The organism is Streptomyces sp. NPDC096013 (assembly GCF_044763565.1).
Lineage (GTDB): Bacteria > Actinomycetota > Actinomycetes > Streptomycetales > Streptomycetaceae > Streptomyces.
Map to the genome: position 1 here is coordinate 147,995 of NZ_JBIWGK010000003.1, position 13,432 is coordinate 161,426.

Genomic DNA, 13,432 nt, shown 5'->3' on the forward strand with positions numbered 1-13,432 from the left:
GGGAGTTACTGCTCGGCCAGCGCGCGCAGTCGGCTCAGGGCGCGGTGCTGGGCGACCCGGACCGCACCGGGTGACATTCCCAACATCTGGCCGGTCTCCTCGGCGGTGAGGCCGACGGCGATGCGGAGCAGGAGCAGCTCGCGCTGGTTCTCCGGGAGGTTGGCCAGGAGTTTCTTGGCCCATTCGGCGTCGCTGCTGAGCAGGGCGCGCTCCTCGGGACCGAGGGAGTCGTCCGGGCGCTCCGGCATCTCGTCCGAGGGCACGGCCGTGGAGCCGGGGTGGCGCATCGCGGCGCGCTGGAGGTCGGCGACCTTGTGGGCGGCGATGGCGAAGACGAAGGCCTCGAAGGGACGGCCGGTGTCCTTGTAGCGCGGCAGCGCGAGGAGGACGGCGACGCAGACCTCCTGGGCGAGGTCCTCCACGAAGTGCCGTGCGTCGCCCGGGAGTCGGGACAGACGGGTGCGGCAGTACCGCAGCGCCAGTGGGTGCACGTGGGCGAGCAGATCGTGGGTGGCCTGCTCGTCTCCGTCGACCGCGCGGAGGACGAGCCCACCAATCGCCCCTGGGGCACTGGCCGCCTCGTCGTCGCGCATCGGTCCATGGTGCCTTGCGGCCGAAGGGTCCGTGGCACCGCGTCCGTTGTTGTGCACCGAAGCGTTATGAGCAGGTGCGCCGGAACTCATCTCCTGCGCCCTCCCCTCCCGCTCGACCGACTCGTCCCCGAGGAACTCCACACCTCAAGGATGCGGCATCCGCGGCGAAACGAGCAGCGGGCACCCGGCGGGCCCCTTCACCGTCCCCGCCCACCCTGCGGCGGGCGGGGATACTCGTACCCCCGCTACGACCCACTGACCTGGTCCTAACGGACCAGGCCCCACCGGAAACCGAGCGCCACGGCGTGTGCCCGGTCCGAGGCGCCGAGTTTCTTGAAGAGCCGCCGTGCGTGGGTCTTGACCGTGTCCTCGGAGAGGAAGAGCTCACGGCCGATCTCCGCGTTCGAGCGGCCGTGGCTCATGCCCTCCAGGACCTGGATCTCACGCGCGGTGAGCGTCGGCGCGGCGCCCATCTCGGCCGAGCGCAGCCGGCGCGGGGCCAGCCGCCAGGTCGGGTCGGCGAGGGCCTGGGTGACCGTGGCCCGCAGTTCGGCGCGCGAGGCGTCCTTGTGCAGATAGCCGCGTGCGCCGGCCGCGACCGCGAGGGCCACGCCGTCCAGGTCCTCGGCGACGGTGAGCATGATGATCCGTGCGCCCGGGTCGGCGGACAGCAGTCGCCGCACGGTCTCGACACCGCCGAGTCCGGGCATGCGTACGTCCATCAGGATGAGGTCCGAGCGGTCGGCACCCCAGCGGCGGAGGACTTCCTCGCCGTTGGCCGCCGTGGTCACGCGCTCGACACCGGGCACGGTCGCCACCGCGCGGCGGAGCGCCTCTCGGGCAAGCGGGGAGTCGTCACAGACGAGGACGGATGTCATGACCGCCCTCCGCAACTGATGCGCGTCACCTTGAGCCTCCAGGCTGGTACGAAATCGTCACCTGTGCGGTCGACCGTCTCGGACGCCTGCCCGAGCACTTGTGTTTTCAACCGCCTCGCACTCTCAACGACGGTCACTCGAAAGAGTTACGGGGCCGTGTGCCATCTTCGGCACTCTACGTGAGGGTGCGGACACGGTGGAGACGTGCGGGGCCGACCCTCAAGCTTTCATCACAACCGGTGCCCCATTCAGCCCTATTTCTTCCCTTTTGCTGGTGTCTGAGGCTAGATTCGCAATGAGTCATATTTTCATCTCCTTAGATCGTAGTTGTACGGTCGTGGACACCGTATCCGCCCATAACGGCTACAAGGGGTCACGCAATGGCAGATTTCTCCCGCCTTCCCGGACCGAACGCGGACCTGTGGGACTGGCAGCTCCTGGCTGCCTGCCGAGGGGTCGACAGCTCGCTCTTCTTTCATCCCGAGGGCGAGCGCGGTGCGGCACGAAGCGCTCGTGAGAACTCGGCCAAAGAGGTCTGCATGAGGTGCCCGGTCCGCGCACAGTGCGCGGCGCACGCGCTGGCGGTGCGCGAGCCGTACGGCGTCTGGGGCGGACTGACCGAGGACGAGCGCGAAGAGCTCATGGGGCGTGCCCGCAACCGGCTGGTGTCGGCTTCGGCCGCCGGGGACATGGCTTCGAACAACTGAAGGAACGTTTCTCCAACTAGCTGTCCACCAGGGGGCACAACCAGCTCTCCACCAGGGGCACACCCGGAGTCCCCACCAGGGGCACACCCGAAGTCCCACCAGGGGCACGCGTGCGCGTGCCCCTCTATTTTTCGCGGGCCGCGCGCTCCAGCCGGTCCAGCGTCGCCGCCACGGCCGGCACCCGCGCCAGGTCGGGCAGGGTCAGCGCGACGATCTCCCGCCGCACCGCCGGTTCCAGCGTCACCGTCCGCGCGCCCCGGGGCCGTACGGACTCGATGGCGAGCTGGGGCAGGACGGCGACGCCCAAGCCCGCGCTCACCAGGCCGACGACCGCCGGATAGTCGTCGGTCGCGAAGTCGATGCGCGGGGTGAAGCCCGCGCTCTCGCAGACCTCGACCAGCTGGCCCCGGCAGCGCGGGCAGCCGGCGATCCAGGGCTCGCGGGCGAGTTCGCCGATCGACACCGACTCCGCGCGCGCGAGGCGGTGCCTTTCCGGGACCAGGGCGACCAGACGGTCGCCGAGCAGGGGGCGTACCACCAGGTCGGACCAGTCCTCCGCGCCCGCCGCGGCCTCGTAGCGGAAGGCGAGCGCGATGTCGCAGTCGCCCTCCCGGAGGAGCTCGACGGAGTTCGGCGGCTCGGCCTCCTCCAGGGAGACGCGGGTGCCGGGGTGGGCGGCGCGCAGGGCGGCCAGTGCCGTGGGGACGAGCGTCGAGCTGCCGCTGGGGAAGGAGACCAGGCGGACCCGGCCGGCCCGCAGGCCCGCGATCGCGGCGACCTCCTCCTCGGCGGCGGTGAGCCCCGAGAGGATGCCGGCCGCGTGCCGGACCAGTGCCTCGCCCGCCTGGGTCAGCCGCATCTCGCGGCCGGTGCGGACCAGCAGCGGGGTGCCGATCGAGGTCTCCAGGGCCTTCATCTGCTGGCTGACGGCGGGCTGCGTGCAGCCCAGCTCGCGCCCGGCCGCCGAGAAGGAGCCGGTGGCGGCGACGGCGCGCAGCACACGGAGATGTCGGGCCTCGATCACGCGCCGAGCATAAGCGCTCCTTTGCTGCGGCGCCGAATAATGCGCCGCGCCTTTGGGGCGCTCTCGTCTACCGTGCCGCCATGAAGCTTCTCTCGCTGAACCTGGGCCGGGCCACGGCCGTGCCGTACACCGAACAGCCGGACGGCGTGACCGGTATCGACAAGCGGCCGACCGACGCGCCGGTGCGGGTGAGCGCGCCCGGCCCCAAGGGCGTCGCCGGGAGCGGGCTGGCCGGGGACGCGGTCTGTCACCGGCGCCACCACGGGGGCGACGACCAGGCGGTGTACGCGGTCGCGCGTGAGGATCTCGACGACTGGGAGCGGGAGTTGGGGCGCCCGCTGGCCAGCGGTTCCTTCGGGGAGAACCTGACGACCCTGGGTCTCGACGTGTCCGGCGCGCGGATAGGCGAGCGCTGGCGGATCGGTCCCGAGGTGGTCCTCGAAGTCACCTGCGGGCGCATCCCGTGCCGTACGTTCCAGGACCATCTGGGCGAACGGGGATGGGTGAAACGGTTCACCGTGAAGGGTGCCCCGGGGGCCTACCTGCGGGTGATCGAACCCGGTGAGATCCGGGCGGGCGACGCGATCGAGATCGTGCACCGGCCCGCTCACGAGGTGACGGTGGCCCTTCAGTTCCGGGCCGTGACGACCGAGCGGGAGCTGTTGCCGCGGCTGCTTCCGGCGGGCGAGGCGCTGCATCCGGAGTGTCTCGCCCAGGCCCGGAAGTATGTCGCGGAGCACCCCGCCTGACCTGCCGTCACGGCGTGTTCGACACATTGTTCGACACGTGTTCGTCACGGATCGGGAGGGCGTGTGCAGAGATCTGACCGGTCGGCCCGGGGTCACTAATCTTGCGCCATGACAACGGCATTGATTACGGGATCGACCGCGGGGATCGGTGCCGCGTTCGCGCGGCGGCTCGCGGCGGACGGACACAACCTCGTGCTGGTGGCGCGAAACACCGCCCGGCTCGGGGAGCAGGCGACCGAACTGCACGACCGGCACGGCATCGAGGCGGAGGTGCTCACCGCCGACCTCGCCACCGACGAGGGCATCGAGGCGGTGGCCGCCCGCCTCGCCGACCGCAAGAACCCCGTCGACCTGCTGGTCAACAACGCGGGCTTCGGCAACAAGGGCCGTTATCTCGACGTACCGATGGCCGACGAGCTGAAGATGCTCAAGGTGCACTGCGAGGCGGTGCTGCGGCTGACCAGCGCGGCGACCGGGGCGATGCGGGAGCGCGGGCGCGGCGGGGTGGTCAACGTGGCGTCGGTGGCGGCCTTCGTGCCGCGCGGGACGTACGGCGCGTCGAAGGCGTGGGTCGTGCAGTTCACGCAGGGCGCGGCCAAGGACCTGGCGGGTACGGGCGTACGGCTGATGGCGCTGGCGCCCGGCTTCGTGCGGACCGAGTTCCATGAGCGGGCCGGGATGGGCACGGACAACATCCCGAACTGGATGTGGCTGGACGCGGACAAGCTGGTCGCGGCGGCGCTCGCGGATCTGGCGCGCGGCAAGTCGCTGTCCATCCCGGACCCGCGCTACAAGGCGCTGATGGGCCTGGTGAAGGTCACCCCGCAGGCGGTGCTGGGCGGGATCACGTCGAAGACCGGGCGGAAGTACGGGCCGCGGTGACAGCAGCCGCCTCGATGACGGCGGCCTCTACGACGACCACGACGACCACGGAGACCGCGGAGACCACGAAGGCGACGGAAGCTCCGGTGACGCGCGAAGGCCCGGCTCCCCCAGAGGGGCGCCGGGCCTTCGACGTACGTACTACGGGTTCACCGACTGGCGTCAGTGGGAGTGGCCGTGGCTGTGACCAGCGGCGGCCGGCTCCTCCTCTTCCTTCTTCTCGACGACCAGGGTCTCGGTCGTGAGGAGGAGGGAGGCGATGGAGGCGGCGTTCTCCAGGGCCGAGCGGGTGACCTTGACCGGGTCGATGACGCCGGCCTTGACCAGGTCGCCGTACTCGCCGGTCGCGGCGTTGAAGCCCTGACCCGGCTCCAGCTCGGCGACCTTGGAGGTGATGACGTAGCCCTCCAGGCCGGCGTTCTCGGCGATCCAGCGCAGCGGCTCGACGACCGCGCGGCGCACGACCGCGACACCCGTGGCCTCGTCGCCGGTCTTGTCGAGGTTGCCGTCCAGCACCTTGGCGGCGTGCACCAGGGCGGAGCCACCACCGGAGACGATGCCCTCCTCGACCGCGGCGCGGGTCGCGGAGATGGCGTCCTCCAGACGGTGCTTCTTCTCCTTCAGCTCCACCTCGGTGGCGGCGCCGACCTTGATCACGCACACGCCGCCGGCCAGCTTCGCGAGGCGCTCCTGGAGCTTCTCGCGGTCCCAGTCGGAGTCGGTGTTCTCGATCTCGGCCTTGATCTGGTTGACGCGGCCCGCGACCTCGGAGGCGTCACCGGCACCGTCGACGACGGTCGTGTCGTCCTTGGTGACGGTCACCCGACGGGCGGAGCCCAGCACGTCCAGGCCGACCTGGTCGAGCTTGAGGCCGACCTCCTCGGCGATGACCTGACCGCCGGTGAGGGTGGCGAGGTCGCCGAGCATCGCCTTGCGGCGGTCGCCGAAGCCGGGGGCCTTGACCGCGACGGCGTTGAACGTGCCGCGGATCTTGTTCACGACCAGGGTCGACAGGGCCTCGCCCTCGACGTCCTCGGCGATGATCAGCAGCGGCTTGGAGGCGTTGGCCTGGATGACCTTCTCCAGCAGCGGCAGAAGGTCCTGGATGGAGCTGATCTTGCCCTGGTGGATGAGGATGTACGGGTCCTCGAGGACCGCTTCCATGCGCTCCTGGTCCGTCACGAAGTACGGCGACAGGTAGCCCTTGTCGAAGGCCATGCCCTCGGTGAAGTCCAGCTCCAGACCGAAGGTGTTGGACTCCTCGACGGTGATGACACCGTCCTTGCCGACCTTGTCCATCGCCTCGGCGATGAGCTCGCCGACCTGGCTGTCCTGGGCGGACAGACCGGCGACGGCCGCGATGTCGGCCTTGTCGTCGATCGGCCGCGCGGTGGAGAGCAGCTCGTCGGAGACGGCCTTGACGGCGGCGTCGATGCCCTTCTTCAAGGCGGCCGGGGAGGCACCCGCGGCGACGTTGCGCAGGCCCTCGCGCACGAGCGCCTGGGCGAGCACGGTGGCGGTGGTGGTGCCGTCACCCGCGATGTCGTTGGTCTTGGTCGCCACCTCCTTCACCAGCTGGGCACCGAGGTTCTCGTACGGGTCCTCGATCTCGACCTCGCGGGCGATGGTGACACCGTCGTTGGTGATGGTGGGGGCGCCGAACTTCTTGTCGATGACGACGTTGCGGCCCTTGGGGCCGATCGTCACCTTGACCGTGTCGGCAAGCTTGTTGACGCCGCGCTCGAGGGCGCGACGGGCGTCCTCGTCGAACTTCAGGATCTTCGCCATGGGAGCGGTTCAGCCCTCTCGGAAAACGTGGGTGAAACGAACTGCGCCCCCGACGCCCGGCTTCATAAGGTCGCGGGAACCAGGGGCGCAGCTCAAAAGCAGAATGTGCTGGTGGTGAATTACTTCTCGATGATCGCGAGCACGTCGCGAGCCGAGAGGACGAGGTACTCCTCGCCGCTGTACTTCACCTCGGTGCCGCCGTACTTGCTGTACAGCACGATGTCGCCGGTCTTCACGTCGAGCGGCAGGCGCTCGCCGTTCTCGAAGCGACCCGGGCCCACGGCGAGGACGACGCCCTCCTGGGGCTTCTCCTTCGCGGTGTCCGGGATGACCAGGCCAGAGGCCGTGGTCTGCTCGGCGTCGAGCGGCTGGACCACAATGCGGTCCTCGAGCGGCTTGATGGCAACCTTGGAGCTGGCGGTCGTCACGATCCGACCTCCCCCTTCGGAGATCTCACGGGGTTAACTGTCTGAGGTGGCGACCAGGTCGATCCGTCGTCGCGGGTGCCGGACCTGCCCGTCGCTGTTGGCACTCTCCAGTGGGGAGTGCCAGACCTGAGACTATGACTGCGATTAGCACTCGGTCAAGCGGAGTGCCAATGCCCGCGGCGCCGCACCGGATTTTCTCGTCGCCCTGAGCCGTGAGGCGGGCCCGTACTTGATGCCGCCGTCCCTGGGGGCTGCGCCCCCAGACCCCCCCTTCGGCCTGGACGGCCTCGTCCTCAAACGCCGGACGGGCTGACAGTGGCGACCGGTGCCCATGGGAGGGCGGACCGGTGCCCATGGGAGGGCCGATCGGTGCCCAGGGGAGTGCCGATCGGCGCCGAAGGACGGCCCTAGAGATAGTCCTCCAGGCGGCCCACCGTCAGGCCCCGCTCCTGGATGCCCCGGAGGAGGCGGGCGGTCGTGCCGGTCGGGGTGATCCGGACGATGTCTCCGGGGGTGAGGCGGTGGTCGCCCCGGGCGTAGGTGAGGGTGCCGGTCGTCGTGGAGGCGCGCCAGAGGACGAGGGCGGAGATACCGCAGTCGGCCGCGGCGCGGCGGGTCGTCGTGTCGTACGTGCCCTCCGGGGGCCGGAGCAGGCGGGAGCCGGGGCGGTGGCCGCAGATCTCGGTGCGCTGGGCGGCGTAGGGCAGGCCGGTGAAGCGGGCGGGCTTCGGGGGTGTGCGGAACTCCGTGACCGGGAGGCGCAGTTCGCGGATCAGGGCGGTGAACCTCGGGTCCCGGCGGGCGCGCGTGTCGTGGTCGTAGGTCAGGAAGACGACCCGGTCGCGGGTGCGGACGTGGTCCACGACCGGGGGGAGTCCCGGGCCCGCCGAGCGTGCGGCGGGCCGGGGGGACGGGGTCGGGGCGGGGGGCAGCGGGGCGGTCAGACCCCAGTGGCGGTACGGCTGTTCGTGGGTCGGGCCGTGCTGGTGCACGCGCTGGGCGGCCTTCTTGCCGAGCCGTTCGATGGGGTCGACGGACTGCGCGCAGCCGGTGAGGAGGGTGGCCGCCAACACGACGGTCACCGGCGTCCGTAGTGTCGCGAGTCTCACAGGTAGTCCTCCAGGCGGGCCACCGCGTATCCCTCGGCCGTGACCTTGCCGAGGAAGCGGCGCATGTCGTCGACCATGGTGCCCTTCCAGTCCTCGCGGCCCCGGAAGTGCGTCAGGACGATGTCGCCGGGATGCAGGGACCGGTCGTCCTCGCGGTACTCCCAGTGGTCGACGAAGACCTCCTCGTCCCAGATCGGGGCGTACTTGATGCCGCAGGACTTCGCGGCGACGAGGGTGTCGTGGTTGTAGTTCCCGTACGGCGGCCGGAACACGGTCGGGGCCTTGCCGAACTGCTTCTTCATGATGTCCTGCATGCCGCAGATCTCGCGCTTCTGCTCGGCGTAGGACAGGCCCGGCAGGTACGGGTGCGTGAGGGTGTGGTTGTTGACCGTGTGCCCCTGGGCCTGCATCTTCCGGAAGTAGCCGTAGTCGTCCTCCACCAGGTAGTTGCTGAGGAAGGCGGTGTACGGGATCTTCAGGTCGCTCATCATCCGCAGGAACGCGGGGTCCTTGTTCTCGCCGTCGTCGATAGTGAGGAACACGATCTTCTTCTTGGTCGGGATCGTGGTGAAGACCGGCGGGAGGTTCAGCTCCTCCTGGTCGTCCACCTCGAAGCCCGCGCGCGCGGTGATCTCCGGCTTCCGCGCGGGCGCCGGCGGGGCCGTGAGCGGCACCTTCGCCAGCCCCCAGCGCTTCGTGGCGGCCACCCGGGCCGCGTACTCGGCGCGCAGCTTCGTGGCGTAGGAGTCCAGCGCGCGGGCCGGGGGCGCGTGCAGGGGCGGTGCGCCCTGTGCCGGGTGGACCGCCGCTCCGGAGCCGGACTGGCCGCAGCCGGAGACGAGGGCCGCGAGCGCGAGAGCGGCGAGCGCGCCACGGGCGCCCGCCCTCCGGCGCGGATTCGCGTGCGCCCGGCTCCCACGCGCCCGATTGATGTCATTTTGTACGACTACTCGCATGGGGCCGGATCTTTTCAGGCCCCGGCCCCGATCCCGCGCCGACACCGCCGGGACACCACCACCGGAGGCACACCGTCCACCGACTGGCCCACAATGTCCCGGTGAACGACCCCGTACTCGCCTTCGCCGCCCTGCTCACCCCCGAGGGCCGCGCCCTCCTCGACGAGGTCCGCGGCACCGACCCGGCCAAGGAACTCGCCGTCGCCACCCGGCTGCGCCGCGACCACCCCGCCGACCTCGTCTCGGCGGCCCTCGGCCAGGCCCGGCTGCGGCAGCGCGCGGCGGCGGCGAAGTTCACGCCCGAGGACGCCGACCGGATGTTCTTCACCCCGAACGGCTTCGAACAGTCCACCCGCACCACCGTCGCCTCCTACCGCGCCGGCCGCCTCCAGGCCCTCGGCGTCACCTCCGTCGCCGACCTCTGCTGCGGCATCGGCGGCGACGCGATCGCGCTGGCCCGGGCGGGGGTGCGGGTTTTGGCCGTGGACCGCGACCCGCTGACGGTCGCCGTCGCCCGCGCCAACGCCGAGGCCCTGGGCCTGGCCGACCTGATCGAGGTACGGGAGGCGGATGTGACGGACGTCGACACGTCCGGGTACGACGCCGTCTTCGTCGACCCCGCACGACGCGGCGGCCGCGGCCGCGTCTTCGACCCCGAGGCGTACTCGCCCCCGCTGTCCTGGGCCGTCGACGCCGCTACGACCGCCCCGCTCGCCGCACTGAAGATCGCCCCCGGGGTGCCGCACGAGGCGATCCCGGCGACGGCCGAGGCGGAGTGGATCTCGGACGGGGGTGACGTGAAGGAGGCGGTGCTGTGGTTCGGGACCGGGGTACGGCCGGGCGCCGTGCGCGCGACTCTCCTCCCCGGCCCGCGAGTTCTGCACGGCCGGGGCCTGCCCGACCCCGAAGTCCGCCCCGTGGGCCGGTACTTGTACGAACCCGACGGCGCCGTCATCCGCGCCCACCTCGTGGCCGAGGTCGCGGAGGAGGTCGGGGGCGGGCTCGTCGACGAGACCATCGCGTATGTGACGGCGGACGGGCTACGGCCCACCGCGTACGCCTCCGCCTACGAGATCACCGATCAACTCCCCTTCGGCGTCAAGAAGTTGAAGGCGCTGCTGCGGGAGCGGGAGGTGGGCGTCCTCACCGTGAAGAAGCGGGGATCGGCCGTCGAGCCGGAGGAACTCCGCCGGAAGGTGAAGCCTCAGGGGCCCAACTCCGCGACCGTGTTCCTCACTCGGGTCGCGGGGGCGCCCACGATGTTGATCGGGCACCCCGCCTGACCCCCCGTCACACGCCCACACGCTCGCGCTACGACGCCTCCCCGGCCCGGCGCAGCAGGAGTTGCCGCTCGCGTTCGTTGCGGGCCAGCGAGGCCGCGCGTTCGAACTCGGCCTTCGCCTCCGTCGTACGGCCGAGGCGGAGGAGCAGGTCGCCGCGGACGCTCGGGAGCAAGTGGTAGTCGCGCAGGGCCGGTTCGGAGGCGAGGGTGTCGACGAGGGCCAGGGCCGGGGCCGGGCCGTCCGCCATCGAGATGGCCACCGCGCGGTTCAACTCCACGACGGGGGACGGGGATCGGGCGGCGAGGAGGCCGTAGAGGAGGGCGATCGTCCGCCAGTCGGTCTCGTCGTAGGTGTACGCGTGGGCGTGGCAGGCGGCGATGGCGGCCTGGAGGGCGTAGGGGCCGGGGGCGCCGGTGGAGACCGCGTCGGCGCGGCCGAGGGCGGTGATGCCGCGGGCGATGAGGAGGCGGTTCCAGCGGCGGCGGTTCTGGTCCCTGAGGAGGACGGGGGCGCCGTCGGGGCCGGTGCGGGCGGCGGAGCGGGAGGCCTGGAACTCCAACAGCGCGGCCAGCGCGTGCACTTCGGGTTCCTTCGGCATCAGGGCGGCGAGCAGGCGGGCCAGCCGGAGCGCGTCCTCGCAGAGGCTCGGGCGGAGCCAGTCGTCGCCCGCGGTCGCCGCGTAGCCCTCGTTGAAGATGAGGTAGATGACGTCCAGGACGGAGCCGAGGCGGGCTTCGCGGTCGGGGCCGTAGGGGACCTCGAAGGCGATGTTCCTGGTGGCCAGGGTGCGTTTGGCGCGGACGATGCGCTGGGCGATCGTCGGCTCGGGGGCCAGGAAGGCGCGGGCGATCTCGGGGGTGGTGAGGCCGCCGAGGAGGCGCAGGGTGAGGGCGGTGCGGGCCTCGGCGGAGAGGACCGGGTGACAGGTGGTGAAGACGAGGCGCAGGAGGTCGTCGTCGATGTCGTCCGGGGCGGTGGGTTCCTCGGGCGGGGCCGTCGTCTCCAGGGTGCGGCCGATCTCCTGGAGCTTGCGGGCGTAGTTCTCCCGGCGCCGGATCAGGTCGACGGCGCGGTGCCTGGCGGTGGCCATGAGCCAGGCGCCTGGGTTGTCGGGCACGCCGTCCCTCGGCCACTGTTCCAGCGCGGCGACGAGCGCGTCCTGCGCGAGTTCCTCGGCGATGCCGACGTCACGGACCAGGCGGGCGACGGCGGCGATGATGCGGGGGGACTCGATGCGGAAGACGGTCTCGATGGTGCCGTGCGGGTCGGTGGCGGTGCCGTGCGGGGCTGCGGTGGGCTGTGATTCCGGGGTCACAACCCACCATGCAACACCCCCGGCGGCCTCAGGGCCAAGGAAGGCCGGGCAGGGCCGGGGAGAGCGCGGGGTGCTCAGCCCTCCGCGATCTCCCGCACCTCGCAGGTCACCGTCCAGAACTCCTCGTGTACCTTCAGGAACCGCTTCGTCCACTCGATCGCCTCGGCCATGTCCTTGCACTGCATGAGCGCGTAGCCGCCGACGACCTCCTTGGACTCGGTGAAGGGGCCGTCGGTCACGGAGATCTTGCCGCCCTCCCAGTGGACGCGGGCGCCCTGCGCGGTCGGGGTGAGGCCGGCGGTGTCGAGCATGACGCCGGCCTTGGTGATCTCCTCGATCAGCTCGCCCATGCGCTGCATCAGCTCGGGGCTCGGTCCCTCGGCGGGGGCGGTCTTCTCGTCGATCTGCACGAGGGAGAGGTAGCGGGGCATGGTGACTCCTCGGGTCGTTCCGGCCGGGTCGTTCCCGGCCTTTCAACCATGCGTCGATCGAGGGCCGCCCGGATCGACACACTCGCCGGAAAACCTCGAAGATTTTTTCCGCCCAGCTGTTTCCGCAGGTCAGCCGGGGTTCGGCCGATACCTCAGCGCAGCGACTCCCAGAGATCGCTCGCCGCCGGCTCCTTCGCCACCACCCGGTTCGGGTCGGACGGCGCCGTGACGTTCGGCATCGTCACCGTGGTCACCGCGTCCGCCGACAGGCCCTTCAGGCTCTGGCCGAGGCCGATCAGTTCGCTGAGCGAGTCGAGACCGGTGTCGGTGGTGAGGCTGTCGGTGACCGCGTCGGTGATCTCGTAGAGCTTGGCGGGATCGGTGAGCAGGTCATGGGTGGATATCTGGGTCAGCAGGGCCTTCACCAGCATCTGCTGGAGGCCTATCCGGCCGAGGTCGCTGCCGTCGCCTATGCCGTGCCGGGTGCGGGCGAGGGCCAGGGCCTGCTTGCCGTCGAGGTGGTGGGTGCCCTTCTTGAGGTGCAGATGGCTGTCGTCGTCGTCGATGTCCTGGGTCGTGGTGACCGTGACACCGCCGAGCGCGTCGACCAGCTTCGCGAAGCCCGCGAAGTCGATCTCCAGGTAGTGGTCCATGCGGACGCCGGTGATGGACTCGACCGTCTTGACCGCGCAGACCGGACCGCCCACCGAGTACGCGCTGTTGAACATCGCCTGGTACGCCACCGACGTCGAGCCCCCGGACGACAGCGGGCAGGACGGGCGGGTGACGAGGGTGTCGCGCGGGATGCTGACGATCGTGGCCCTGGTGCGGCCCGCGTCGAGGTGGACGACCATCGCCGTGTCGGAGCGGGCGCCGGAGCTGTCGCCGCCGCCGAGTGACTTGTTCTCCTTGCCGCTGCGCGAGTCGGAGCCGAGGACCAGGATGTTCAGGGAACCGGTCGGCACGGGGGACGCGGACGCGGCGGAGGAGGGGGTGGTCACCGCCTTCGCGGGGCGCCCGGTGCCGAGCGCGCTGTCGATGTCGACGCTCTTGATGTTGTTGTTGAGGTGCCAGTAGGCCCAGCCCGCCGCGCCGACGCCCAGGACGAGGGCACCGGCCAGAGTGAGGCCGACGATCTTCAGCACGCGTGATCGCCGGCCCACTCGTCTGTCGTCCTCGGCGTTCTCGATGTCCGTCACGGACAGGAACGTAAGTCCGAATTATTAGGAGAAAGTTAGGGGAGCCGCCCCGATCCGGTTTTCTGCGGAAAATTTCACGGTTCTCAGGCC

At 70.8% G+C, this 13,432-nt stretch carries 14 protein-coding genes; 4 read left to right on the top strand and 10 right to left on the bottom strand.

Features of this window, described 5'->3' with window-relative positions; genetic code table 11:
* Nucleotides 1-5 precede the first annotated feature (5 nt).
* Both ACIRB1_RS12230 and ACIRB1_RS12235 read right to left on the bottom strand, forming a co-directional pair.
* Entirely contained in the window at nucleotides 6-593 is a 588-nt protein-coding gene (locus ACIRB1_RS12230) for a sigma-70 family RNA polymerase sigma factor (RefSeq protein WP_019055585.1), read from the bottom strand.
* Nucleotides 594-859: 266 nt separating this feature from the next.
* A complete protein-coding gene (locus ACIRB1_RS12235) occupies nucleotides 860-1,471 on the bottom strand; it encodes a response regulator transcription factor (RefSeq protein ID WP_003948568.1) in 612 nt (203 codons plus the stop codon).
* A 380-nt stretch (nucleotides 1,472-1,851) separates the two neighbouring features.
* Here ACIRB1_RS12235 and ACIRB1_RS12240 point away from each other — a divergent pair, with 380 nt between their 5' ends.
* Nucleotides 1,852-2,178 carry a WhiB family transcriptional regulator gene (locus tag ACIRB1_RS12240; RefSeq protein WP_019055584.1) on the top strand — a complete coding sequence of 109 codons (327 nt, stop codon included), beginning with the start codon at nucleotides 1,852-1,854 and terminating at the stop codon, nucleotides 2,176-2,178.
* Between the two features lie 124 nt (nucleotides 2,179-2,302).
* Here the strand turns inward: ACIRB1_RS12240 and ACIRB1_RS12245 are convergent, their stop codons facing one another.
* The gene (locus ACIRB1_RS12245; protein ID WP_403465473.1) at nucleotides 2,303-3,202 is read right to left on the bottom strand and encodes a LysR family transcriptional regulator; all 900 of its coding nucleotides are present in this window, start codon (nucleotides 3,200-3,202) and stop codon (nucleotides 2,303-2,305) included.
* An 80-nt stretch (nucleotides 3,203-3,282) separates the two neighbouring features.
* Here ACIRB1_RS12245 and ACIRB1_RS12250 point away from each other — a divergent pair, with 80 nt between their 5' ends.
* Nucleotides 3,283-3,951 carry an MOSC domain-containing protein gene (locus ACIRB1_RS12250; RefSeq protein ID WP_403465474.1) on the top strand — a complete coding sequence of 223 codons (669 nt, stop codon included), beginning with the start codon at nucleotides 3,283-3,285 and terminating at the stop codon, nucleotides 3,949-3,951.
* Nucleotides 3,952-4,059: 108 nt separating this feature from the next.
* A complete protein-coding gene (locus ACIRB1_RS12255; protein ID WP_352182012.1) occupies nucleotides 4,060-4,833 on the top strand; it encodes an SDR family oxidoreductase in 774 nt (257 codons plus the stop codon).
* Nucleotides 4,834-4,995: 162 nt separating this feature from the next.
* Here the strand turns inward: ACIRB1_RS12255 and groL are convergent, their stop codons facing one another.
* The 4 genes from groL to ACIRB1_RS12275 form a co-directional block, all read right to left on the bottom strand.
* Nucleotides 4,996-6,621 (bottom strand): chaperonin GroEL, encoded by a 1,626-nt coding sequence (gene groL, locus ACIRB1_RS12260; RefSeq protein ID WP_403465475.1) that lies wholly within the window; start codon nucleotides 6,619-6,621, stop codon nucleotides 4,996-4,998.
* A gap of 119 nt (nucleotides 6,622-6,740) precedes the next feature.
* Nucleotides 6,741-7,049, bottom strand: coding sequence for a co-chaperone GroES (gene groES / locus ACIRB1_RS12265; RefSeq protein WP_008747517.1), 309 nt, complete (start codon nucleotides 7,047-7,049; stop codon nucleotides 6,741-6,743).
* Between the two features lie 407 nt (nucleotides 7,050-7,456).
* Nucleotides 7,457-8,158 carry a hypothetical protein gene (locus ACIRB1_RS12270; RefSeq protein WP_403465476.1) on the bottom strand — a complete coding sequence of 234 codons (702 nt, stop codon included), beginning with the start codon at nucleotides 8,156-8,158 and terminating at the stop codon, nucleotides 7,457-7,459.
* Nucleotides 8,155-9,114, bottom strand: coding sequence for a polysaccharide deacetylase family protein (locus tag ACIRB1_RS12275; protein ID WP_403465477.1), 960 nt, complete (start codon nucleotides 9,112-9,114; stop codon nucleotides 8,155-8,157). The genes ACIRB1_RS12270 and ACIRB1_RS12275 overlap by 4 nt, the downstream gene beginning before the upstream one ends.
* A 101-nt stretch (nucleotides 9,115-9,215) precedes the next feature.
* On the opposite strand from ACIRB1_RS12275, the gene ACIRB1_RS12280 reads away from it, so the two are divergent.
* Nucleotides 9,216-10,397: a methyltransferase domain-containing protein gene (locus tag ACIRB1_RS12280; protein WP_403465478.1), complete on the top strand. Its 1,182-nt coding sequence runs from the start codon at nucleotides 9,216-9,218 to the stop codon at nucleotides 10,395-10,397.
* Nucleotides 10,398-10,425: 28 nt separating this feature from the next.
* Here the strand turns inward: ACIRB1_RS12280 and ACIRB1_RS12285 are convergent, their stop codons facing one another.
* The 3 genes from ACIRB1_RS12285 to ACIRB1_RS12295 all read right to left on the bottom strand — a co-directional run bounded on the left by ACIRB1_RS12285 (nucleotide 10,426) and on the right by ACIRB1_RS12295 (nucleotide 13,342).
* Nucleotides 10,426-11,712 carry a sigma-70 family RNA polymerase sigma factor gene (locus tag ACIRB1_RS12285; RefSeq protein ID WP_352182007.1) on the bottom strand — a complete coding sequence of 429 codons (1,287 nt, stop codon included), beginning with the start codon at nucleotides 11,710-11,712 and terminating at the stop codon, nucleotides 10,426-10,428.
* Nucleotides 11,713-11,786: 74 nt separating this feature from the next.
* Nucleotides 11,787-12,143 (bottom strand): YciI family protein, encoded by a 357-nt coding sequence (locus tag ACIRB1_RS12290; RefSeq protein ID WP_043676922.1) that lies wholly within the window; start codon nucleotides 12,141-12,143, stop codon nucleotides 11,787-11,789.
* A 152-nt stretch (nucleotides 12,144-12,295) separates the two neighbouring features.
* On the bottom strand, nucleotides 12,296-13,342 hold the full coding sequence (locus ACIRB1_RS12295) for an LCP family protein (RefSeq protein ID WP_403465479.1): 1,047 nt from the start codon (nucleotides 13,340-13,342) through the stop codon (nucleotides 12,296-12,298).
* Between the last annotated feature and the right edge of the window lie 90 nt (nucleotides 13,343-13,432).

Excerpts from the sequence above, each read along its gene's own strand:
- ACIRB1_RS12230 (WP_019055585.1), bottom strand. The coding sequence starts at position 593 with ATGCGCGACGACGAGGCGGCCAGTGCCCCAGGGGCGATTGGTGGGCTC.
- ACIRB1_RS12235 (WP_003948568.1), bottom strand. The coding sequence starts at position 1,471 with ATGACATCCGTCCTCGTCTGTGACGACTCCCCGCTTGCCCGAGAGGCG.
- ACIRB1_RS12240 (WP_019055584.1), top strand. The coding sequence starts at position 1,852 with ATGGCAGATTTCTCCCGCCTTCCCGGACCGAACGCGGACCTGTGGGAC.
- ACIRB1_RS12250 (WP_403465474.1), top strand. The coding sequence starts at position 3,283 with ATGAAGCTTCTCTCGCTGAACCTGGGCCGGGCCACGGCCGTGCCGTAC.
- ACIRB1_RS12255 (WP_352182012.1), top strand. The coding sequence starts at position 4,060 with ATGACAACGGCATTGATTACGGGATCGACCGCGGGGATCGGTGCCGCG.
- groL (WP_403465475.1), bottom strand. The coding sequence starts at position 6,621 with ATGGCGAAGATCCTGAAGTTCGACGAGGACGCCCGTCGCGCCCTCGAG.
- ACIRB1_RS12275 (WP_403465477.1), bottom strand. The coding sequence starts at position 9,114 with ATGCGAGTAGTCGTACAAAATGACATCAATCGGGCGCGTGGGAGCCGG.
- ACIRB1_RS12290 (WP_043676922.1), bottom strand. The coding sequence starts at position 12,143 with ATGCCCCGCTACCTCTCCCTCGTGCAGATCGACGAGAAGACCGCCCCC.